This is a genomic window from Burkholderia plantarii, assembly GCF_001411805.1.
Taxonomy (GTDB): Bacteria; Pseudomonadota; Gammaproteobacteria; order Burkholderiales; family Burkholderiaceae; genus Burkholderia; species Burkholderia plantarii.
This window is the reverse complement of sequence record NZ_CP007212.1, coordinates 1,497,259-1,520,375: the sequence shown is the minus strand read 5'-3', so window position 1 is coordinate 1,520,375 and position 23,117 is coordinate 1,497,259. Positions and strand designations below refer to the sequence as shown.

Annotated in this window: 19 protein-coding genes and 2 pseudogenes; 15 read left to right on the top strand and 6 right to left on the bottom strand. The window is 57.2% G+C overall.

Annotated elements, in window-relative coordinates; genetic code table 11:
* The first annotated feature begins 324 nt into the window (after positions 1-324).
* The 8 genes from bpln_RS06565 to bpln_RS33350 all read left to right on the top strand — a co-directional run bounded on the left by bpln_RS06565 (position 325) and on the right by bpln_RS33350 (position 9,543).
* Positions 325-2,433 (top strand): hydantoinase/oxoprolinase family protein, encoded by a 2,109-nt coding sequence (locus bpln_RS06565; RefSeq protein ID WP_055138376.1) that lies wholly within the window; start codon positions 325-327, stop codon positions 2,431-2,433.
* Positions 2,430-4,172, top strand: a complete 1,743-nt coding sequence (locus bpln_RS06560) for a hydantoinase B/oxoprolinase family protein (RefSeq protein WP_055138375.1) — start codon at positions 2,430-2,432, stop codon at positions 4,170-4,172. The genes bpln_RS06565 and bpln_RS06560 overlap by 4 nt, the downstream gene beginning before the upstream one ends.
* A 19-nt stretch (positions 4,173-4,191) precedes the next feature.
* A complete protein-coding gene (locus bpln_RS06555; protein ID WP_055138374.1) occupies positions 4,192-5,091 on the top strand; it encodes a fumarylacetoacetate hydrolase family protein in 900 nt (299 codons plus the stop codon).
* Between the two features lie 181 nt (positions 5,092-5,272).
* Positions 5,273-5,635: an IS66-like element accessory protein TnpA gene (gene tnpA, locus bpln_RS33685; RefSeq protein ID WP_148653945.1), complete on the top strand. Its 363-nt coding sequence runs from the start codon at positions 5,273-5,275 to the stop codon at positions 5,633-5,635.
* Positions 5,635-5,982, top strand: a complete 348-nt coding sequence (gene tnpB / locus bpln_RS06550) for an IS66 family insertion sequence element accessory protein TnpB (protein ID WP_055138373.1) — start codon at positions 5,635-5,637, stop codon at positions 5,980-5,982. Before tnpA ends, tnpB begins: the two co-directional genes overlap by 1 nt.
* 29 nt (positions 5,983-6,011) lie before the next feature.
* Complete coding sequence (tnpC, locus tag bpln_RS06545) at positions 6,012-7,574, top strand: IS66 family transposase (RefSeq protein WP_055138372.1); 1,563 nt, start codon at positions 6,012-6,014, stop codon at positions 7,572-7,574.
* 39 nt (positions 7,575-7,613) lie between these two features.
* Positions 7,614-8,210 carry a plasmid pRiA4b ORF-3 family protein gene (locus bpln_RS06540; protein WP_055138371.1) on the top strand — a complete coding sequence of 199 codons (597 nt, stop codon included), beginning with the start codon at positions 7,614-7,616 and terminating at the stop codon, positions 8,208-8,210.
* A gap of 169 nt (positions 8,211-8,379) precedes the next feature.
* On the top strand, positions 8,380-9,543 hold the full coding sequence (locus bpln_RS33350) for a porin (RefSeq protein ID WP_063891192.1): 1,164 nt from the start codon (positions 8,380-8,382) through the stop codon (positions 9,541-9,543).
* Between the two features lie 99 nt (positions 9,544-9,642).
* On the opposite strand, the gene bpln_RS06530 is transcribed toward bpln_RS33350, so the two are convergent.
* Entirely contained in the window at positions 9,643-10,521 is an 879-nt protein-coding gene (locus bpln_RS06530) for an IclR family transcriptional regulator (RefSeq protein WP_158512008.1), read from the bottom strand.
* A 354-nt stretch (positions 10,522-10,875) separates the two neighbouring features.
* Between bpln_RS06530 and bpln_RS06520 the strand changes: the two genes are divergently transcribed.
* The 6 genes from bpln_RS06520 (at position 10,876) to bpln_RS33665 (ending at position 17,964) form a co-directional block, all read left to right on the top strand.
* The gene (locus tag bpln_RS06520) at positions 10,876-12,273 is read left to right on the top strand and encodes an MFS transporter (RefSeq protein WP_063891188.1); all 1,398 of its coding nucleotides are present in this window, start codon (positions 10,876-10,878) and stop codon (positions 12,271-12,273) included.
* Positions 12,274-12,540: 267 nt separating this feature from the next.
* Positions 12,541-13,500, top strand: a complete 960-nt coding sequence (locus bpln_RS33680) for a LysR family transcriptional regulator (RefSeq protein WP_082465206.1) — start codon at positions 12,541-12,543, stop codon at positions 13,498-13,500.
* 457 nt (positions 13,501-13,957) lie between these two features.
* Positions 13,958-14,917: a VOC family protein gene (locus bpln_RS06515; RefSeq protein WP_055138366.1), complete on the top strand. Its 960-nt coding sequence runs from the start codon at positions 13,958-13,960 to the stop codon at positions 14,915-14,917.
* 22 nt (positions 14,918-14,939) lie between these two features.
* Positions 14,940-15,611 (top strand): alpha/beta hydrolase, encoded by a 672-nt coding sequence (locus bpln_RS33675; RefSeq protein WP_082465205.1) that lies wholly within the window; start codon positions 14,940-14,942, stop codon positions 15,609-15,611.
* A 203-nt stretch (positions 15,612-15,814) separates the two neighbouring features.
* Positions 15,815-16,783, top strand: coding sequence for an amidohydrolase family protein (locus tag bpln_RS33670; RefSeq protein WP_158512007.1), 969 nt, complete (start codon positions 15,815-15,817; stop codon positions 16,781-16,783).
* Positions 16,784-16,866: 83 nt separating this feature from the next.
* Complete coding sequence (locus bpln_RS33665) at positions 16,867-17,964, top strand: maleylacetate reductase (protein WP_082465203.1); 1,098 nt, start codon at positions 16,867-16,869, stop codon at positions 17,962-17,964.
* A 12-nt stretch (positions 17,965-17,976) separates the two neighbouring features.
* Here the strand turns inward: bpln_RS33665 and bpln_RS33660 are convergent.
* A pseudogene (locus bpln_RS33660) lies at positions 17,977-18,544 on the bottom strand (transposase); the annotation flags it as partial.
* Between the two features lie 69 nt (positions 18,545-18,613).
* Here bpln_RS33660 and bpln_RS37605 point away from each other — a divergent pair.
* Positions 18,614-19,151: pseudogene (locus bpln_RS37605) on the top strand (integrase core domain-containing protein); the annotation flags it as partial.
* An 89-nt stretch (positions 19,152-19,240) separates the two neighbouring features.
* Here bpln_RS37605 and bpln_RS33645 read toward each other — a convergent pair.
* The 4 genes from bpln_RS33645 to bpln_RS06490 all read right to left on the bottom strand — a co-directional run bounded on the left by bpln_RS33645 (position 19,241) and on the right by bpln_RS06490 (position 23,071).
* Positions 19,241-20,203, bottom strand: coding sequence for a SphA family protein (locus bpln_RS33645; RefSeq protein ID WP_209444929.1), 963 nt, complete (start codon positions 20,201-20,203; stop codon positions 19,241-19,243).
* Positions 20,204-20,300: 97 nt separating this feature from the next.
* On the bottom strand, positions 20,301-21,311 hold the full coding sequence (gene dmpG, locus bpln_RS06500; protein WP_055138364.1) for a 4-hydroxy-2-oxovalerate aldolase: 1,011 nt from the start codon (positions 21,309-21,311) through the stop codon (positions 20,301-20,303).
* Positions 21,312-21,320: 9 nt separating this feature from the next.
* Complete coding sequence (locus bpln_RS06495; RefSeq protein WP_055138363.1) at positions 21,321-22,280, bottom strand: acetaldehyde dehydrogenase (acetylating); 960 nt, start codon at positions 22,278-22,280, stop codon at positions 21,321-21,323.
* Positions 22,277-23,071: a 2-keto-4-pentenoate hydratase gene (locus bpln_RS06490; protein WP_055138362.1), complete on the bottom strand. Its 795-nt coding sequence runs from the start codon at positions 23,069-23,071 to the stop codon at positions 22,277-22,279. The genes bpln_RS06495 and bpln_RS06490 overlap by 4 nt, the downstream gene beginning before the upstream one ends.
* Positions 23,072-23,117: the final 46 nt, after the last annotated feature.

Sequence of the window (23,117 nt, the reverse complement as noted above, 5' to 3'; positions counted from 1 at the left end):
TCCGCGGTCGTTCAAAGCAGACAAAACGTAAGCGAAGGCGAGTTCATCCAATGGCTCACGTTAGTTCTTACGCGTCAGGATGTCAGCTCGCAAGACCGCGAGTTGCTCAGATCCGATCTCTTGACGTTTCTCCGTTCACTGCAGCGACCTCGAGGATTTGGCTACAAGTCGGATCTGTAGTGAGCTCAGATTTCTAACGCCCTATAAGACACGGTATGGATACTTCCCACTTTCCGCCAGATAAAGTGAAATATTTCACTTCAAGCAAGGCGACCCATCCTTGCCTGTTCTGGAAGAACAGGACTTAAGTAAAAAGGCATTTATATGAAAGACAAAAGCACCGAATCGCGCGCACGGGGCTCCGAGCTCGGCACGTTGCGCTTGGCCGTAGACATCGGCGGCACCTTTACTGACCTCGCCGCATTCGACGAGGCCGGCGAGCGCTTGCATTTTGGCAAGGCACTGTCGACGCATGGCAGCCTAGTGGACGGCATCCGCCATACCGCAGAAGACGCAGGCGTGGCATTTAAGGATGCCTATCTCTTCCTTCATGGCTCCACCATCGCGATCAACACGCTTCTGGAGCGCACCGGCGCACAAACCGCCCTCATCACCACACGCGGCTTCCGTGACGTCTACGAAATCGGTCGCATCAATCGCCCCGATGCCTACAACCTCTTCTTCGTCAAACACAAGCCACTGGTAGACCGCTCCTGGCGCGTAGAGGTCAACGAGCGAATGATTTCCGATGGCTCCGTTTTGGAGGCCTTGGACGAAGAACAGGTAAAGCAAATCGCTCGCGATCTGCGTGAGCGCGACGTCCAGTCGGTTGCAGTCATGCTGCTTCACTCGTACCAGAACCCCCAACATGAACAGCGCGTTAAGCAAATCCTCGAATCCGAGCTGCCGAACGTCTTCTTGACGGCATCGCACGAGCTGACGCAGGAGTATCGAGAGTTTGAACGAACTTCGACCGTCGTCGCGAATGCGTACGTAGGTCCGACCGTCCAAACCTACCTTGGCGAACTGGAAACGTACCTGGAAAAACAGAACTTTCCGGGAGACTTCTACGCCGTCCAGTCGACGGGCGGCTTGTTCCCCGTTTCGGACGCTCGGCAGTACTGCGTTCGAATGCTTGAATCCGGACCAGCTGCGGGCGTCATCGGCACTCAAGCACTCTGTCGCCAGCTAAGCATGCCGGATGCAATTGCATTTGACATGGGGGGCACCACAGCGAAGGCCGGCGTGATTCAGGACTATACGCCGCTGACGACAAGCCATGCACTGATTGGCAGCTACGACCGCGCACTTCCCATTCAGATTCCGATGATCGACATCTTCGAAGTCGGCACAGGGGGCGGCAGTATCGCAAAGCTCGCTGAGGGCAACGCTCTGCGTGTCGGTCCGCAGAGCGCGGGCTCAATGCCAGGCCCCGCCTGCTATAACCGCGGAGGCGAATTTCCGACGGTCACCGACGCAAACCTCCTGCTGGGCCGACTGGATCCGGATCACTTCCTGGGTGGCAGCATGCCCCTCAATCGGGGAGCGGCAAATGCCGCGATGACAAACAAGGTAGCCGCCCCACTGGGCATCGACGCCATCGAAGCCGCGGACGGGGTGCTGCGCATTGCCGTGACGGCCATGTCCTACGCAGTGAAAGGCGTCACAACCGAGCGCGGGCTGGATGCTGGCAGCTTCGCGATGGTCGTCTATGGGGGCGCAGGCCCGCTGCACGCGTCAGCGATCGCAAAGGAACTCGGTATCAAGCGCGTATTGATTCCCTTCGCGCCGGGTCACTTCTCCGCCTATGGGATGCTCTTCAGCGATCTCAGATACGACTACGTGCGGTCCTGCTTCCAACGCCTTGCGTCGAGCGACTTTGCTGCGATCCAAGCTATGTACAAGGAAATGGAGGACCGCGGCGTGCAAGCCATCGCCGCCTCTGCAGTGGTACCGGATCAAGTCAGCATTATTAGGTATGCAGATATGCGATACGTAGGCCAAGAACACGCAGTCACCGTCGAACTTCCCGTCGACGTTTTCGAAACGGAAGACCGCGCCCAGATCAAACGAAAGTTTGACGAAGTCCACCTGCAACGATACGGCACGTCTGCCCCGGAGGAGTCGGCCGAACTGGTCAGCTTGCGCTCTACCGTACTTGGTGTCATGCGCAAGCCGCCTCAGCAAGCTATTGCTGCCGGCTCGGAAGCGCCAGCGGAAGATGCGCTGGCACGCATCAAAGATGTCTATTTCCGTGAAGTCGGGTTCGTAAAGACACCGGTGTATTCGCGCGTAAAACTCCAGCGAGGCAACCGCATTGACGGCCCCGCCCTTATCGAAGAGCACGCCTCGACGACCGTGCTTCACCCTGACGATAAGCTGGTCGTCGATGCATTCGGGAATCTGGACATTACCATCGGGAGCAGCAAATGAACGTGCAGAAAGAAGTCGACGCTGTAACGGCCGAAATCGTACGAAATGGCATCATTGCGGTCACAGAAGAGATGAAGATCAATCTCACCCGCACCGCTTACAACATGATCATCTATGAGGCACTGGATTTCACAGTTGGCCTTTTCACGCCTGAGGGTGAAACTATCTCGATCGGACTTGGTTTGCCAATGTTCATCCGAGGTATGTCAGAAACCGTCAAGGCCAAGATCAAGCACTTCGGTATCGAGAACATCCATGAAAACGATATTCTCATTACCAACGACGCGTACATCACGGGCAGCCATCTGAACCATGTCACGCTGACCATGCCTGTCTTCCATGAAGGCTCTCTGGTTGCCTTCACCTGCTGCATGGCGCATTGGATCGACGTTGGCGGATCGATGGGCCATGTCACCACCGACATCTACTCGGAAGGCATCCAGATTCCGATCCTGAAGTACCAAAGCCAGGGCGTTGTCAATCAAGATTTGGTTGATATCATCCTGATGAATGTACGGCTGCCCGATCTTGCCATCGGAGACCTGCGTGCGCAGGTCACAGCGGTCGTCACAGGTGAGCAGCGGTTCCTGGACCTGGTCCGTCGCTACGGAGTGCCCCAGATCCATCAGTCGGTGGCTGCGATCATGGACCACACAGAGGCAGCAGCACGCGCGCACACTCTGACGATTCCGGACGGCGTGTACGAGGCTACGTCATTCATGGATGATGACGGCATCAATATTGGTACGCGCATTCCCGTCAAGGTCCGTGTCGAGGTCACCGGTGACGAGATGACGATTGATCTCTCCGACGTCAGTCGTCAAGTCAGCGGCTTCTATAACTCCGGTATCACCACCGGCATCGCGTGCGCCCAAGTCGCGTACAAGTGCTTGACCACGCCGACGGAATACCCGGTCAATGACGGAAGCTTCCGATCGCTGAAGGTCATCATGCCCCCCGGTCGTGTCGTCAGCGCTACCCGTCCGGCACCGATGCGCTGGTGGATGACGTTCCCCATGACCGTCATCGATACAATTTTCAAGGCGCTCGCTCCGGCTATCCCGGATCGAGCAATCGCCGGCCACTACGCCGATCTGGTCGCCGCGACGTTCCATGGCATCAATCCACGAGATGGCCGATTCTACATCGGTGTATTTGGCCCGCCGGGTGGCGGCTGGGGCGCCAAGAAGTCTGAGGATGGCGTATCCACCACCATCTGCATCAACGACGGCGACACACACAATAGCCCTGTGGAGCAGGCGGAAGCCAAGTATCCAGTGCTCGTGGAGAAATACGAACTGAACCAAGACAGCGGTGGTGCTGGCGAGCATCGTGGCGGTCTCGGCGCAAACCTGGTTTTCCAGGCCTTGGCCCCAATGGCCGTCGACAGCACGATCGAGCGCATGCATTGCCGACCGTGGGGACTGGAAGGGGGGCTCGATGGCGCAGGAAATCGGGTCAGCGTTCGAGTGAACGGAGAATGGCGCACGGACATGCCTAACGCAAAGTTGCACGGCCACAAGCTCCACAAGGGCGATGCCTTCCTTCTGCAGTCGGGAGGTGGCGGTGGATTCGGCGACCCGTTGCGTCGCGACTTGACCAAGCTCGCGGAAGACATACGAGAGGGATATGTCAGCGCCGAGGCCGCTGAGCGTGACTACCAAGCAGTCATAGACCAAAACACCGGTTTGATCGATATCGCCGCTACGCAACGCAAGCGTGCAGCGCCAGCCCATTAATCCTCCAATACAAAAGAACATGCAAACGTTCAACCTTCTTACGTATGAAACCGCCGACTCGACTCGTCCTGGCGTCTCCGTTGGCTCCAAGCTCTATGATCTGAACGAATTACTTGGAAGCACGGAGTATCCGACAACTTTGTCGGTCGTTCAGTCATGGGACAAGGCGGCCAAACAGATTCGCGACCGCCTCGAACTCTCCCCCACACCACTTGGCGAGTTGAACGACTTTGTTCTCCGAGCTCCAATTCGCCCGCAAGCGGTCTATTGCGTCGGCGCAAACTACCGCGCGCACGTCAAGAATATGGAAGCGGCCAACAAGCTTGACGTCGAGGTTCTCGACGGCACGCTTACGCCCTGGTTCTTTCTCAAGACCAGCCACACGATCACCGGTCCTGGTGATGTCGTGAACCCCTGCACTTACCTCGACTGGGAAGGTGAACTCGCCGCGATCATTGGCAATCCCGCGCGAAACGTTGAGGCGGCTGACGCCCTGAAGTACGTCGCTGGATACACCGTGTCCAACGATCTTTCGGCTCGGGATTTCATGTTCCGGGACAAATCCGATCCCCAATCCCCTTTTTATTACGATTGGGTATCTCAAAAAAACTTCGACCAATCGTGCGCGATCGGGCCGTGGATCGTTCCGGCGACCGCTGTGCCAGATCCTCAAAAGCTGTCACTGGTGACTACGGTCAATGGCAAGGTACGTCAGAACGCCACAACTAGCGACATGATTTACACGCTGGCGCAGCAGATCTCTTTCCTGTCAAACCGATTCACACTGTATCCGGGCGATCTGATTCTCACAGGCACGCCTAACGGCGTCGGGATGGAGACTGGTGAGCGTCTGGCGACGAGCGACATAGTGACCGTCGCAATCGACGGAATTGGCGAGCTGACCAATACGATTCGCTGATGTTCCAGCTTCGACGCTCCCGGGCGTGCCAAGGAGTGTCGAAGCTACGTGATTTCTTACTTGGTGGCGCAGCCCCTTCTTAGTACCTTTCGCTCGTAAGCGCTTCCCCAGCACCGTCTGTTCATGAAGGTTCATAGGCGGCAATCTGATTCCCACCAGAATGTAGTGGGAACCAGAAAAAATGGAAATCAAGGCGCAGGGCCGCCGACGAGGCTCCAAGAATTACACGAATGAGTTTCGCACGCAGGTCGTGGCGGAAACACGAGACCCGACCCGTTCACTGGCGGAAGTTGCACGCGCGCATGGGTTGAACGCGAATCTCGTGTCGAAGTGGCGTCGGGATCAGGAGCAAGAGGCGACGTCCGCATCCGCGCCAGTTGAATTATTCCTGCCTGTTCAGATGGCATCACCGCCGATACCGGAACCGGTCAGATCATCCGGGCTGGTCATCGAATGTCGTGGCGTGCGCGCGTGTTTCGAAGGCAAGCCGGAGTCTGATGTCCTGCGGCTTGTGCTGACAAGCTTGCTGGATGTGGGTTCGTGATGCTGGGCCTTCCCGCTGGGCCGCGGGTGTGGCTGGCTGCTGGTGTGACCGATATGCGTTCCGGCTTCAATAGCCTGGCCGCGAAGGTGCAGACCGTGCTCGAGCGGGACCCGTTCAGCGGACACGTGTTTGTGTTCCGCGGCCGACGCGGCGATCTGGTCAAGGTGCTGTGGTGGAGCGGTGACGGCATGTGTCTGCTGATGAAACGGCTTGAACGCGGCCGCTTTGTCTGGCCGCGTGCGGATGGGGGCGTCGTCAGCTTGAGCCAGGCGCAGTTGTCCATGTTGCTGGAAGGCATCGACTGGCGGCAGCCGGTGCGCACGGCGGCGCCGACCTCAGCGTTGTAAACCCGCCCACCGGCGCGTAGACTGCGGGCATGACGACGGCGAACGCGTACCCGGACGACATCGAAGCGCTCAAGGCTCTACTGCTCGAGCGCGATGCCCGCATCGGGCATCTGGAAGACGTGGTCGAATCGCACAAGGCGGCGACGGCAACCGACAAGGCGGAGATCGAGCGTCTCAAGCTGCTGATCGCAAAGCTGCGCCGCATGCAGTTCGGCCGCCGCTCGGAGAAACTGGACCGCCAGATCGAGCAGCTCGAGCTGCGTCTGGAAGAACTCGAGGCCGACGAAGGCGCTGCCCCCATCGAGATTCCCAGGACGCCACGCACGGCACCGGAACAGGTACAACGCAAGCCGTTGCCGGATCACCTGCCGCGCGAGATCCAGATCCATTGGCCCGAATCACGTGAAACCTGCACGGCGTGCGGTGCGCCGATGAAGCAGCTTGGCGAGGACGTCGCCGAACAACTCGAGTATGTGCCGGCGAGCTTCCGGGTCATCCGCCATGTGCGGCCGAAGCTGGCATGTTCATGCTGCGATCACATCGCCCAGGCTGCTGCGCCGAGCCGTCCCATCGAGCGAGGCATGGCTGGCCCGGGACTGCTGGCTCACGTACTGGTCGCGAAGTTCGCGGATCACCTGCCGCTCTACCGGCAGTCGGTGATCTATGCGCGGGAAGGTGTCGAGCTGGATCGCTCGCTGCTGGCGAAGTGGGTTGGTCACACTGCGGCGCTGCTGCAACCGCTCGTCGACGCACTGCGTCGCCACGTCATGGCGGCGACGAAGCTCCATGCCGACGATACGCCAGTGCCGGTGCTTGCGCCAGGGAACGGCAAGACCAAAACCGGACGCCTGTGGGTGTATGTGCGTGACGATCGGGCGTCCAGCGACGCCGCTCCGCCGGCCGTCTGGTTTGCCTATACGCCGGACCGCAAGGGCATCCATCCGCAGCAGCATCTCGAATCGTTCAATGGCACGTTGCAGGCCGACGCCTACGGCGGCTACCAAGCGATTTACGAAACGGGACACGTTGCCGAAGCAGCATGCTGGGCCCACGCACGGCGGCAGTTCTACGAATTGCATGCGGCTCGCCCAAATGTATTGAACACCGAGGCGCTGGAACGTATCGGCGCGCTCTACAAGGTCGAAGAGCAGATCCGTGGCAAACCGCCCGATGAGCGGCGAGCGCACCGACAAACTCGCGCCAGGCCCTTGCTCGATCAACTCCATGCGTGGCTGAGCGCCACACTGGAGACGCTCTCGCGCAAATCCGACACGAGTCGGGCGATCCTCTACGCGTTGAACCGGTGGGAAGCGCTCACGCGCTACTGCGACGACGGGCATCTCGAAATCGATAACCTGCCGGTCGAGCGCGCGTTGCGCGGAGTGGCTATCGGGCGCCGAAACTACCTGTTCGCCGGCGCGGACTCAGGTGGGGAGCGTGCTGCCGCGATCTACAGCCTGATCGGGACGGCCAAGCTCAACGGCATCGATCCCGAGGCGTATCTGCGCGTCGTGCTTGCGCGCATTGCAGACCATCCGATCAACCAGGTCGAAGGCCTGCTGCCCTGGAAAATGACCACCCCAGCATCGTAAGGCGATAATGCCGCTGGCTTCCCGTTCCCCGGAGATCAGATGGCGAAATCGTTCCAGCGCTTTACCCTGCACGTGCAGCTTCAACACATCGAGCCGCCCATCTGGCGTCGGATCGAGGTCGAAGGAACCGAGTCACTGCGCAAGCTGCACCATATCCTGCAGGCGGCCTTCGGCTGGGAAGACTCCCACCTGCACGACTTCCTGGTCGACGGCATGACCTACGCCATGTTCGAGGTCGATGACGTGCTGGACTTCGCTGATCCGGGCACGACCGCCGATGACCGCAAGGTTCGACTGCAGAAGGTCCTGAAACCTGGCTCACGCTTCCTCTACCGGTACGACTTCGGGGACGGGTGGGATCACGCCATCGTCGTTAAGAAAGTGGAAATCGTTGAAAGCGAACCGTGGGGCGCGGCCCAGGTCATCGATGGTGCTCGCGCGTGCCCGCCAGAAGATGTGGGCGGCCCGCCTGGCTACGACGCGTTCCTGAACACGCTATCTAACGATCCGAATAGCGAAGAGGCAGAACATTACCGAAACTGGGTTGGCCCCGGCTTCGATGCCGATCGGTTCGATCTGCGTGCTGCCAATGCCACGCTGCTGCGCATGGCATCCAATCGTTGGGGAAACCGGTAACTCACGCCGTCAAGACGGTATCGGCCCCACGCTTACTTTCGCTCCGACCAACGGCGTTTTTCTCGCCTTATAGTGAAATATTTCACTACTTTGGGAATGGATGTTCCCGCAAAGAAGCGTAGATATGGACCAACACAGAAGCGCTGGAGAAAAGCGCCGGAGGAGACATATGAAAAAATACATCGCGCTCATCGGGTGCGCCGGCCTGTACTCGATCGGGCACGCTCAATCGTCGGTGACCATTTACGGGATAATCGACAATGGGGTGGCGTACTTTGACAGCCTTTCCACATCGGCCAAACTGCCCGGCCACAGCCGAATATCTGCCGATTCCCCGTTCGCACTCTGGGGCTTCAAGGGCAATGAAGATCTTGGGAACGGCCTGTCCGCGACGTTTGTTCTTGAGAACGGCTTCAATGGCTACACCGGCTCGTCCTTGCAGGGCGGCCGCCTTTTTGGCCGCCAGTCCACTGTAGGCCTCACATCGCGGGACTATGGCTCCGTGACACTGGGACGGCAATATGACATCGGCTTCGACTACGTAGGTACGCGTTCGGCTTCAATTCAATTCATGGGCGTGTACGGCGCTCACATTGGAGACAATGACAATATGTTCTCCTCTGTCCGCTTGCAGAACTCGGTCAAATATCAATCTCCCAGATTCGGCGGATTCGATTTTGGAGGTATGTACGCTTTCAGTAACCAGGCGGGCAATTTTGCGAACAACTCCGCGTACAACTTCGGGCTCCGATACACGGGGAGTAGCTTCGCCATTGGCGGCGCGTACACGAAGATGCGCTCCCCGTCGGCAGGCCAAAGCGCAACCGACAACCCGGGAGGCGCCCAAGGCGGCGAATATGTAATTGGCGCAAGCCAAATCTTCGCAAGCGCCGGATTCGTGAATGAGCAGACCATCGCGCGCCTCGCCCTCTCATACTTTTACGGGCCAGGCACCTACAATCTGGTGCTGAGCGAAACGCGCTACACGTACGCCGATGCTAGCAGGTTGAAGCTACACAATTACGAACTGAACGCCCGATACGCCCTCAGTCCGGCGTGGTTTGTCGGTGTTGCCTATATTTTCACCGACGGCAACGCTACGGGGGCAGCGAATAGCAGCGGCCTCTTTCAGGGCAACAATCCGCAGTGGCATCAAGTGGATGCGGTCATGGGATATCAGCTTTCGAAGAGAACGTCGGTACTGCTAAAAGGTGTGTATCAGGTCGCGGCCGGATCAGGCTCCATCGCGGCCATCAACCTCTCTGGTTATGTTTCGGGCTCGAACCAGAAGAGCATGTCGATGATGTCGCTGGGGTTACGACATATTTTTTGAAGAGTATTTTGAGCTTTAGACGATCCCGATAGAGCCCAAGAGATACGCACTCTTCCGGAGGGCGTAAATGCACGACAGCCCGCCAGGCACGCCCTCCGTCTAACTCACCGGCCGCCTTGCGAATCCGCTCTTGCTCACCAGTGTTTCCATGGTCTCAGTCAGCGCCGCAATCACGGCGGACTTTGCCGCAGCGCCCGTTTTCCCCGGCGGCATGCCTTGCATGATCGCCGCAACAAGTTCACCTTCTCTGCTAAACAATGGCAGCACTGCGGCAGCGCCTGGCACGATGGCGTCTCGAGTCCAGTACACTGCCTCGCTCCGAACGCCCGACACAATCTCCTCAATCTGCTTCTGAGTCGGAAAAGCCAGTTCATCTGCCGCAGCGCTCTCGCGCTCATTGGCAACGAGCGCTTCGGTATCCTGCCGAGGCAGGTATGCGAGGAAAACCCTGCCCGTTGCAGACCCGACCATCGGTACCGCCGTACCAACCTTTAGGCGCACCGGAAGACTATGCAAGCCATTTTCGACTCGAATAAGCGTGGGGCCGAGGTGGGTCCAGACGTAGAGGGCTGTCGTAAAGCCAGTCTTAGCCGCAAGGACAGGGACGATCTCCTGGATGATAGCCAGCGGATCGAACCGGTTAAGCGCCGACATTCCGATCTCCACCGCGGCCGGCCCGAGATCATAGAGGCCATTCGCAGCAGACTGCCGCAGCATCCCGCGTTGCACCAAGCTCACCAGATACCTGTGAGCTTTACTCGGAATCAAGCCAGTCCTTCTTGCAATATCACTCAAACCAATGGCTGCGCCATTGCTTGTGATTGTGCTGAGGATGTCCAGGGTGATCTCAGCCGCCTGAATACCCAAGGAATCGCCGCGAGGTTGCTTGGTGGGCCGTCCCAGTGTTGGTTTTGCTTTGACGACATTCGGCACCGTGGGCCCGGACGACGTCGCGCTCGTCTTAGCGATTTTGCTCATGTACTGCTCCATAGAACGATCTCTGATGTCCGTCGGCGGCAACGATAGCACGCTGCAGACGTGGCCTCAGAACAAGGCCGACCCACGCATCCAGAAGCGAAAATTCACTGGACTGAACGAGTTCCGCCGGACGGTCGAACACAGAAGTGGAATGACGCGGAAGGCCCCCTAACGACGACAGGGAGCGGCATGCGCAGTTTAACCGACAGATTTGCCCCCCTCGGCGCCTTCGCTGAACTCTGCAATACTGGTAGTTCCCCTAGCTGCACCGCATGTCGCGAGGACATAAGCTCCCTACCAAACAGCTGCTTTCACAATTTTAAGTGAAATATTTCACTTCACTGCAGGAGACACATGCGAGCGAACGATCTTCCCCCTGGGCACGAGTCAAGCGAGACACTGCAGACACGTGTTGCCCTCATCTCCGCCCGGCTTGAGCGACTCCCCTTCGGAGCTGGTCATGCAAAGGTTTTGTTTGCCGCGGGTTCCGCCCATTTCTTCGATGCGTTCGATGCACTGACTATTGCATTTGTTCTACCTGTGCTGATGCTCTTGTGGAAGCTGACGCCAGTGGAAGCCGGGTTGCTGGTCTCTGCTGGCTACGCAGGTCAGATGGTGGGAGCTCTCATCGCAGGCGCCGCCGCCGAGCGCTATGGGCGGGTACGCACGCTACGTTGGATGATCGCTCTGCTCGGGTTGTTGAGCTTCGCTTCCGCTTTCGCATGGAGTTATGGCGTTCTGATTCTTCTTCGCGTCGTGCAAGGCCTCGGCCTGGGTGGGGAAACCCCGGTCGCCGCCACCTATATCAACGAAGTCAGCCCAGGGCGGATCCGCGGAAGAATCGTATTTGTCTTGCAGTCCACATTTGCTTTGGGAACGCTCCTGGCGGCCATCGTCGCAGTCCGGCTGATTCCCCACTATGGATGGCAATCGATGTTCTTCGTCGGCACATTGCCCGTGCTCGTGGGAGTAGTGTTGCCACTGCTTGCCCCTGAGTCGCCGCGATGGCTCGCGTCGCAAGGTCGGATTGACGAAGCCGAGAGCATCGTTAGCGAATGGGAGACGACTCGGGGCCCCCAGCAAAATACTATAGATCCGAAGTCGCTCGTGATCAGCAACCTAACGGTGCAAGAGAAGAGTTCCTTTGCCGCTTTGCTCGCACGAGGGCTTCGCACTCGCACTGTGGGCCTGTGGGTCTACGCTTGTTGCACATCCCTGGTGATGTATGGAATCGCTGTGTGGATGCCGACCCTGTACAAAACGGTTTATCACGTGCCCGTCGATCTCGCGTTGAAGTACGCCCTCTACGCGAATATCACCGCCTTCATCGGTGCGATCTCCGGAATCTTCATCATTGATCGTCTTGGCCGGCGCAAGACGTTCTTGATCGGCTTCACAGGCGCCGCACTCCCCATGGGTTACCTGGCCTTCTTCGGTGCTGGGCTTCCTGTGGAAACTGTTGCGGTGCTTGCCCCCATTAGCTATCTGTTCATCTGCTATCCGATTGCCGGTCTGTATGTGTATGCGCCCGAGGTCTATCCAACTCACATGAGGGCAATCGGCGCGGGGGCTGCAAGTTCATGGCTGCGGATCGGCTCGATCGTTGGCCCTTCCATTATGGGCGCCCTCCTCACCTACTACCGCGTCGAGTACGTCTTCGGCTTCCTGTTTTTTGCTGCGGTTGCCGGCGCCCTAGCGATCCTACTGACAGCCGTTGAAACCACGGGAAAGCAGCTCGAGGAAATCGCTTAAACATGGCGTGGATAGCGACTAGCAGTGCGCCCAAGATCAACCAGAGGAGCGCACTCCGGTCGGACACATAATCGCATGGAGAACCAATGAAATCGATCGCATCCCTGCGGTAGTTCAGCATCGCGCGGCCGATAAGGTCGGCGTCCTTCATCACCACGCATTCATGGCTCGCGATATGGAGGAGATACGCAAGTTTTACGAGGACGTGCTTGGCCTCCCGTGCATGGCCAGGTCCGACCTTTAACACCCTTCGGATTTTGTCGGATCATGGATAGGTTTCTAAGCATACAAGCGTTTGTCGGCGTAGCCCATGCCGGTAGTTTCGTTGCTGCTGCCAGGGAATTAGGCATTTCGAAGTCCGTCGTTTCGAGCCGTATCGCGCAGTTGGAAGAGTTCATTGGCGCGCCGCTTTTCATTCGCGACACACGCAACGTCAGCCTGACTCTCGGAGGTCGTCGTTATCTGACTCAATGTGAACAATGGGTCAGTCACGCGACCGACCTGGTGGAAGATATGCGTGGGATGCTATCGTCGTTGTCAGGGTCGCTCCGCATTCACGCGCTTCCCGGCTTCGCAATCGCGTATCTCGGCGATATAGCGGGGAAATTTCAGGAACGCTACCCTGAGGTAAAGCTCGATCTCGTTGTTGACGACGGTCTCGTTGATCCAGTCAAAGATGGCTTCGACTGCACATTGCAAATCTTCGAGCCGGTTTCGGATGCGCTTGTGGCGCGACGCCTATTCGCATGGCGTGGGGTGTTTTGTGCGTCACCCCGGTACCTGTCTTCCCAAGGCGCACCTAGCTCCCCTATCGAACTTGGATCGCATCGGCTTGGTCTGTATTCGCGCTATCCAACAGAAGATCGATGGACCTGGTACGACGGTGAAAACCGGATGGACGTTGAACTCGTCCCGTCATTGCGCTCAAACAGCGTCAAATTGCTCACGGACTATGCTTCCGGTGGATATGGGATCGTCTACGTGCCAACACTGATCGCGCATGAGTTTCTCCTGTCTGGAGAACTCCAGCCCCTGCTGACAAAATTTCAACTACCTCGATACTGGCTCTATGCCGTATATCCAGCGCCGTACCGGACCAAGAAGATACTGCAGATTTTCCTCGATATGCTAGAGGGCCGACCGGGCGAAGACGCCCCGTGGGATGAAGAGTTGATCAAGCGCGGCATCCTTGCACCACAGCCCCTCGAAGGCACTTCCCCGCTCTGAGCTTGAACTCGCAGTTCGAACCGACCTGATTCTACGCTGCTCCATGTTGGCGAAGCCTCTGCTTAGCCATCCGTCGCACCGCAGCATCACTCCATTTCCATGGACGCCGCGCACCACCTTGCCCGCGAAGCGCAGGCGATGGATCCGCCGAGGCCGGCAAATAGACGTCCGTCTTCGTCCGGGATTTACCATAATTTCGAACGCACACGATGTAGCCCATTCGACCACCACCATCTAGGTTTCCCCGCATAACAAGATCGACGATTGGCTGGTTGGTGATCAATTGTCCGCGAATCGCGCACACAGTGTCTGGAGCCCTCTGTCTTGTACGGAAAAGCGGCTGAACATAGGATTGATCCTGCAGAACAGACTACCACTACACGATTACATGCAGAACGCCGCATGCCAATGAGCAGCGTAGAGGCAAACTGCCAAATTTAAGATATGGAGGCATGTCATGAGCGCATCGAATGCAGCAATCCGCCAGCACCACCACATCACCCTGTGTACCGGTGATGCTCAGGAAGACTACGATTTTCACACCAAGATTCTCTCCTTGAAGAGCGTCAAGAAGACCGCGCTCTACGACGGCACTCATCCGATTTATCACCTTTATTACGGAAATGACCACGGCGAGGAAAGTACCCTCATCACGTGTTTCCCGATGCGCCAGTCAGGTCGCAAGGCACGGAAAGGAACCGGTCAGATTAACGTGCTCTCGTTGTCCGTACCGGTCTCATCTCTGTCGTTCTGGCACCAACGTTTGAAAGAATATGGTATTGCATGCGTCGAATTCGAGCGCTTCGGAGAGCGAGGGATTCGTTTCTACAATCCCGGCGGTATCGAATACGAACTTATCGGCATCGCGGACGACAACCGCAGGCCGTATTCTAACGGTGAAGTACCGACCGATCTTGGCGTTCGCGGCACTCATTCCATTACGGTTAGTGTTCCGACCATGACGCCATCCGAGGAATTCATGCAGTCGGGATGGTCCGCGCGACTCTTGGACACAGACGGAAGCTATGCAAGATACGTTTTCGGTGACGGTGGTCCCGGGAAGATCGTCGACTTCCGAATTGATCCAGACCTCTCGCCGGCAAGCTGGACTTACGGAGAGGGTATTGTCCATCACTGCGCTTTCCAGGTCGACGGCTACTCTGAGCAGAACGACGTCAAGGCTCGTCTTGAAGGGCTCGGCTTCACCGACACGTCTGAGCGAAAGGACCGTGGGTACTTTGAATCTATCTACGTCCGCACCCCGGCCGGTGCATTGTTCGAAGCGACCGTCTCGAAGCCGGAAGGTTTTACCATTGACGAATCCTACGAAGACTTGGGAAAGACCTTTAAAGTGCCCCCCGCCTTCGCCGCACGCAAGGAAGAGATTATGGCCTATCTCCAGCCGTTGAAATATTGAACCCAGAACCGACGGATCATCCATGAATCCTATCTGGAAAAGCCTGCCAGATGGCACGGCACTCCACCACTTCGGCGTGCCGCTTGCCGAAGCGCGACTGGCGGTAATCGTCATACACGGACGGACGCAGACGCCGGGTGATATGTTCGAGGCGATTGTCGGCAAACTGAATCTCAGGAAGGTGGCCTACATCGCGCCGGCAGCATCGGGAAACAGCTGGTACCCGAACTCGTTCATGGCACCGCTGGAGTCCAATCAACCGCAACTTGATGACGCAATCGCTTCGCTCGCCACAATATCGGCTTCGTTGTGCGATCAAGGCTTCGACTTGGACCGCCAGGTTCTGGTCGGTTTTTCACAGGGAGCGTGTCTAGCAACAGAGTACCTGTGGCGAAAAAAGGAGCGGTATGGAGCACTCGCGGCGCTGACGGGAGGTCTGATCGGGCCACAAGACATGCACTGGGAAGCGTCTGGAAACGCGTTTTCGGCAATGCCGATGTTCTTTTCGAACGGAGATCAAGACCAGTGGGTCCCACTTTCGCGCACATTGGAGAGTATTCAGGTCATGCGGGCGCATGGCGCACAGATAATTGAGAAGTGCTATCCAGGAAGACCTCACGAGGTTTGTGCAGACGAGATTGGGCATCTGCAGCGAATGCTTGAGGGTATTTTGGAAAAATGTGGCGTGGCCTAGATAGGTCGGCCGCGAGGTTGCATGGCTAAGAAATTGGACCAAGCTTTCTCGCGGTCGGTTCGACGTGCCAGCTACCGCCTCAACCGTGACGTATTTTATTTTCGCGCGCCGCAGCTATCCTTGCGCACAAATCCGTACGCAAGCGGCTTAGCCGCACGATGATGAAGCCATGCCTTACGTCAACTTCTACACTGGATTTGAAAATGACCTCCGGATCGTTAATCGACGTCCACCATCACGCACTCCTTCCGTCCATTGTCGGTACTCCGAAAATACCAAACGTCGACATTCCGATCTGGGACGCCGATTCGAGCGTGAGAATGATGGACAAATTCGGCATCAAAGCTGCCATTCTTTCCCTCAGCGCTCCAGGAATTCCACTTAACGATCAGAAAGAGGCATGCCTACTGGCTCGGCGCGTCAACGAGCATTTCGCATCGATCATCGAAAAATATCCCTCCCGTTTCGGGGCCTTTGCTGCGTTACCTATACCGTTCGTCGACGAGGCTGTTAGGGAACTGGACTACGCCGTCAACCAGCTTGGACTGGACGGCGTCGGACTGTTCTCGAACTATGCAGGGTCGTATCTCGGCGCTCCCAAATTTGACCCGATTTTTGAGTTCCTCAATGACAAATCGGTGACAGCGCATATCCATCCAACAATGGCGTACGGGAGTTCGATCGACACTTTCGAATTGCCACCATCGCTTTTCGAATTTACCTTCGATACGACACGAGCGGTTGCACAACTTGTATTCAATGGTGTCCTTGGGAAGTACAAAAAGCTCAAGCTAATTGTGTCCCATGCCGGTGGGACCATCCCTTATCTGGCTAAAAGACTGACGTATGGCATTGCAATCCAGAAGAGCCTGACGAACAGGCAGCCGGCGGATGTGATCGGTCAGCTCAAATCCCTTTACTATGACACTGCTGTTTGTGGCAACCCGCACGCGCTTTCATGCTTGAGCGAACTCGTAGGGCCAGACCATATTCTCTTCGGAAGTGATTTTCCTTATCTGCCTTTGGAAGTACTCGAGGAGAACCAGAATGGCTTGATGACGTACGACGGATTTACCAGAGAGGATCTCGAAATCATCGCGCACGGCAACATCTCGGCGCTGTTCCCTGCAGCAGCCAAAAGGTTTGGGTTGCCAGTCATGGCTGCCGCGTAGATGTCCGCGATGGCTTTCCTGATACCGCCGCGCTCGCGGCGGATATCACGTACCTTCCCCTTGTTGTCCTGGATATTTGAATCGTGTCCTATAGCGCTGAGTCTCCCTTACCCTCGTTCGAATATCAAGGCTTGCCAACACGCGTGATTTTCGGGTCCGGAACGCGTAGCTCGACTGCTGACGAAGCCGAACGCCTGAATATGCGCCGCGCTCTTATTCTCTATGGGCCCGTTCATACCGATGTCGCAGCGCAATTACGAGAGCGACTGGGAGCACGTGCGGCATCTGAATTTGCCGGGGCGACGATGCACACGCCGACATCGGTGACTGAGGAAGCGCTCACAATCGTCGAGGCAATGAAGATTGATGGAGTCGTTGCAATCGGTGGAGGTTCGATGACTGGCTTGTCCAAGGCGATTGCGCTCAGAACCGACCTCCCCCAAATCATTCTTCCCACAACGTATGCAGGGTCGGAAATGACTCCGATCCTTGGTGAGACTAGCGATGGTCTGAAGACTACTGTGCGAAGCGCAAAGGTACTGCCGGAGACGGTCATCTATGATGTAGATTTAACGATTGATCTCCCAGTTAAACTTTCTGGTGTTAGTGGAATGAACGCGCTTGCGCATTCCGTCGAGGCATTGTACGCACGCGACCGAAATCCGGTCATTAGCGCTCTCGCCATCGAGAGTATTTGCGCTCTCGCAAGGGCGCTCCCCGCGATCCGACTCGAAGCGAGCGACAAGGTTGCTAGGTCCGATGCACTTTACGGGGCTTGGCTGGCTGGGATTTGTCTTGGGTCGGTTGAAATGGCACTCCACCATAAACTGTGCCACACGCTTGGGGGAATGTTTAACCTCCCGCATGCAGAGACCCACGCAATCATCCTGCCACACGTGCTTGCTTACAATGCGTCCGCCTTGCCAGCGGTAACCCAACGCTTGAACAACGCCCTAAACGTCACCGATTCTGCGCGTGCACTTTATATGCTTAACAAGGCAAGTGGCGGCCCGCTTGCGCTTTCTGAAATCGGCATGCCTGAGAGTGGAATTAATCATGCGGCGGATCTCGCGATAATGAACCCATATTGGAATCCTCGGCCAGTTGATCGAGGTGAAGTGTTTGATCTATTAAAAAATGCATATTTCGGAAAATCGCCGAATTTAACACGCGTAAGCTGATAGATGAGTTGTTCTGCGCAGCCGCTTGATCCGCAGATTCAGTTCCAGTTCGCGATAGATGCGATAAACGCGTTTGTGATTCCAGACGAAGCCCTTCACGTTGCGCAGGGACAGGAAGCATAGGCCAAAACCCCAGCTGCGCTGGTTATGCGTGAGCTTCACAAGCCACTCGGCGATCACCCCGTTTTCTGGGCAGCGCTTTGCCTGGTAGCGGTAGCAGGTCTCGCTCAGCCAAACGCCTCACAGGCCGCCCGTACGCTCATCGCCCGATCCTTGACAGCACGCATGGCCATCTCGCGCCGACGAGATGGCCTCACCACTTTTTTTCGAGCGCCTCACGCACCACTTCGGCCTTGATTCGTTCTTCGGCGTACATCTTCTTGAGCCTCGCGTTCTCCGCTTCAAGCTCCTTCATCCGGGTCATCAGCGCCGCGTCCATGCCGCCGTATTTCGAGCGCCATTTGTAGAAGCTCGCGCTGCTCATCCCGTGCTCGTGGCACAACTCCGGCGCGGGTGTTCCGGCTTCGGCCTGTTTCAAATTCCCGATGATCTGGCTTTCCGTGAATCTGGACGTCTTCAGGCAAAATTTCCTGTCGATCCTGCTGCTAGCATCTACCTTGAATACCCGTTAATTCTTGGGACTACCGTCGACCGGCGCAAGACGCCAGTTCTGGATGACATGCCGCTCGTCACCGAGCTGCGAGAGCTGGTTGCCGACCTGCCCACGTACGGCTACCGGCGCGCATGGGCGTTGCTGAGGCGAAGCCGGGACGCGCTGGGTCAACCTCGCGTCAATGCGACGCGGGTGTACCGCGTCATGCGTCGCCACGGGCTGCTGCTCGAACGCCGAGCTCGTCACGCCCCATCGACGCGTCGGCACGATGGCAAGGTCGCGGTGGACAGAAGCAACGTGCGCTGGTGCTCAGACGGTTTCGAATTCCGCTGCGACGACGGGCCTGAGGCCGATCACGACACCCGCCAGAAGTCTGCAGAGCAATCGGATAGCCAAGAGCTTCGTCAAAACGATGAAGCGCGATTACGTTTCGTGGATGCCCAAGCCCAACGCCCGAACGGCGCGGCAGAACCTGGCCATCGCGTTCGACCACTACAACGAGTCGCATCCGCACAGCGCCTTGAAATACTGCTCGCCGCGCGAGTTTTGCCAACAGGCAAATGCTCCAATCTAAGCGTGACCGCGTGTCCGGTCATGCAGTGCGACGCCCCCGTATGGCGACGCCTGCGATCTCAGTTGCGCGACACCGCAAAGCGGAACCGGTCAAAAACCCAGCAGCGGAATGACTCCCTTCAATACGAGCGTTTGACCTTTCGCTTTGTTGCGCGAGTACAAATCTCGGTCGTAGGTAAGCGTCACGGGAGCCACTCCTGCAACCAGGTAACGAATGGACAACCCTGCGGCCACGTTTTGGTAGCGGTTGCCGTCAAGCACCCGCTGCAAAATGTCATTGGACGCGACGTCGCCAATCTGATCGTTGGTAAATTGATGGCTGGCCATGACGGAGCCGGCCAATGCCCACCGTTGCGTCAAATAGCGACTATAGGCAATTTCTGCGTGGATGACCTGCCCGGATTTATAACTTGCCCCGGTCGGGTTGACGGCACTGAATTGACCTCTGTTGTTTGTAAAATGATATTCGTATTCAAAATGAGCAGAAAAATCCCCCTTGTTACCCTCGAGGTAGTGGGTGAAAAATATTTGCGGCATCCACGTTGCGTAATTTCTACCGAGATTGACGCTCCGGGTAGGGTCATAAGAGGCAGTCGGCACGGCGAACGTCGTTGAAAACCCCACCGTACCGTTTGCCAGTTTCCAGGCAAGTCCGAACGGATCAATGGCGAGATCCCCCCAGCCGCTAACACGTGTCGTCTGTCCTTTGTATCGAAATTCGCTGTGAACGTATGTCGGAAAGACCTCGAAAGCTGCCCAATCCGCCCCAAACAGCTTCAAGCCAGGCATCCAACTGATCCGGAACGTATTGAATTGCGTGGAAACTTTCGCGCCGGGCAATGCGTTGTTACCATGATTATCGACAATCTGATTCGAATTATTGGCACCGAGGTAATTTATCCACCATAGCCCGCCAGGTGGAGGTAAAGCAAAATAGCTTTGCCCGTCAATACCGAATGCCGCATCGCCCACGGATTGCCCACCCTCAAGCGCGCACGCCGGCCGCGCAGCAGCCAAGCTCAGGGCTGCCGCGACAGCAATTCCTGTCCTCATAATCTCCTCCATCGTGTTTTTAGCGGCAGTCTTTGCGATCGCCGTCTTTCAGTACTACCTATCGTCTCCTCCGCTGGGGGTGCGGGTACTGCAAGCGTTATCTATTTTTTTGCAGATCCAGCGCCACGTCCACGATCATGTCTTCCTGACCGCCCACCATCCTGCGCTTGCCAAGTTCAACAAGAATGTCGACGGTTTTCAGGCCATATTTCCTTGCCGCGGCCTCGCTATGACGAAGGAAACTGCTATAAACACCGGCATAACCTAGCGCAAGGGTTTCGCGGTCCACACGCACCGGGCGATCCTGCAGCGGCCGCACTATGTCGTCGGCGGCATCCATGAGCCGATAGAGATCGGTGCCGTGATTCCAGTGCAAGCGGCTGATTGCAGCAATGAAAACTTCCAGTGGTGCATTACCGGCGCCAGCGCCCATGCCAGCCAGACTGGCATCGACGCGGTCACACCCCTCTTGAACCGCGACGATGCTGTTGGCCACGCCGAGGCTGAGGTTGTGATGTGCATGGATTCCTGTTTCCGTCTCGGGCCGCAGTACGGCCTTCAATGCACGGAAGCGATCACGAACGTCGTCCATACTCAAGGCACCACCGGAATCGACAACGTAGCAGCAGTTCGCTCCGTAGCCTTCCATGAGCTTCGCCTGTTGAGCGAGTGCTTGCGGCGTAGTCATGTGACTCATCATCAGAAACCCGACGGTGTCCATGCCAAGCTTGCGTGCATATTCGATATGCTGCCTCGAGATATCGGCTTCGGTGCAATGCGTCGCAACACGAACGATACGTGCGCCGGCTTCGTAGGCGGCTTTCAAATCATGCACGGTTCCGATGCCCGGCAACAACAGCGTCGCGATCCTGGCGTGCTTCACTACACTCGCAACCGCCTCGATCCACTCCAGGTCGGTGTGCGCGCCAAAGCCATAATTGAAGCTGCTTCCTCGCAACCCGTCGCCATGCGCGACTTCAATCGAATCGACCCTGGCGTCGTCGAGCGCTTTAGCAATGGCCTTGGCGTGTTCAATGCTGTATTGATGACCGATTGCATGACTCCCGTCACGCAGCGTCACGTCGGAAATGTAGATCTTCTTATCCATGATATGTCCTTACGCCAGCCGCGTGACCAGAATGCGCTCCGCCATACGCTCCGCCGTGCGCAATGCAGCGCTTGTCATGATGTCGAGGTTGCCGGCGAAGGCAGGCAGATAGTGTGCGGCACCTTCCACCTCAAGAAATATGGAAGTCTTGAGTCCGAACGCTTTCTGATCAACACCGGGAATCCGGATTGCCTTATTCGGTTCGATCCGATCGAACTGGACTCGCTGCTTCAGGCGATAGCCCGGCACGTAGCTTTGAACCGCATCGACCATGCGTTGGATCGACGCCGCGATCACATCCTCGTCGGCGAATTCGCTGAGCGTATAAACCGTATCGCGCATAATCAGCGGCGGATCGGCAGGATTCAGGACGATGATTGCTTTCCCTGCTGCGGCACCGCCAATCACCTCGATTGCCTTTGACGTCGTCTCGGTAAACTCGTCGATATTGGCGCGCGTACCTGGACCGGCGCTCTTGCTGGAGATCGAGGCAACAATTTCCGCATAATGTACGTCCGTCACTCGCGAGACGGCAGCGACCATCGGGATGGTGGCCTGGCCGCCACAGGTGACCATGTTGACGTTCGCGGCATCCAAATGCTCGTCGCCATTGACTACCGGAACGCAATATGGGCCAATTGCTGCCGGTGTCAGATCTATCATGCGAATACCGGGCTTTAACTGGCGAAGCAGTGCATCGTTCCTGACATGCGCACCTGCCGACGTGGCGTCAAAAACGATATCGATGTCGCGAAACACTGGCAGCCGAGTTAAACCATCAACGCCATCATGCGTGGTTGCCAGGTTCAGCCGGGCGGCGCGCGCGAGCCCTTCCGAATCGGCATCGATCCCGACCATCGCCGCAGCTTCGATATTTCGCCCGTACCGCAGTAACTTGATCATCAAATCCGTGCCGATGTTGCCGGACCCGATGATTGCAGCCTTGACTTTAAGTGAAGGGGATTTCATTCGAGGGAAGCTCCCGAGACGGTAAAACCAACACTACCAAGCCCCCCAATGACGGCATGCACCCTGCTTCCGGGAAGCAGGGTCGCCATCGGTCCGAGAGCACCGGTCAGGACGATATCTCCCTCACGCAATGGGTCGCCGCGGCGGGACAAGGTGGCGGCCAGCCAGGCGGCGGCCTGCAGCGGGTGGCCCAGGCAAGCCGCACCGGCACCTACCGACGCGACCTCGCCGTTCAGTTCGAGCACCATGCCGCAATTGCGCAGATCAAGTCCGGCAAGAGAATGTGGAACGCGACCCAGCACGAAATATGCCGAGGACGCGTTGTCGGCAACCGTGTCGGCAAAGCTGATCTTCCAATCGGCGATCCGCGAATCCACGATTTCAAGCGCCGGCAATGCGTAGGCAGTGGCAGCCAGGACATCGAGGAAACCCGCATCGGGATTGTCGAGATCGCGATTCATGACCAGGGCGACCTCGGCTTCGACTTTGCCTTGTAAGAGCGAAGCCTGCGAGACACAGCCGCCGTCGTCGATTTGCATATCGGCGAAGAGCGCGCCGAAGTCGGGTTGATCGACGCCCAACTGTCGCCGCACTGCCGGTGAGGTCAGACCGATTTTTCGGCCAACGAGCCTTCGGCCTTGTGCAAGCCAGTATCCAGTATTGATTGACTGAATGGCATAAGCCCCATCCACATCGTCTACTGCCAATACTTCACGCAGCGGCGCTATCGGTCCGTTGCGGTAGGCTTCGCGAAGGTGACGCGCAGCATTATTAATTTGTTCGTTATCCATAATTATCTGGAATAAGATACGCCGAAGGGAGACAACCGCGCGGCGC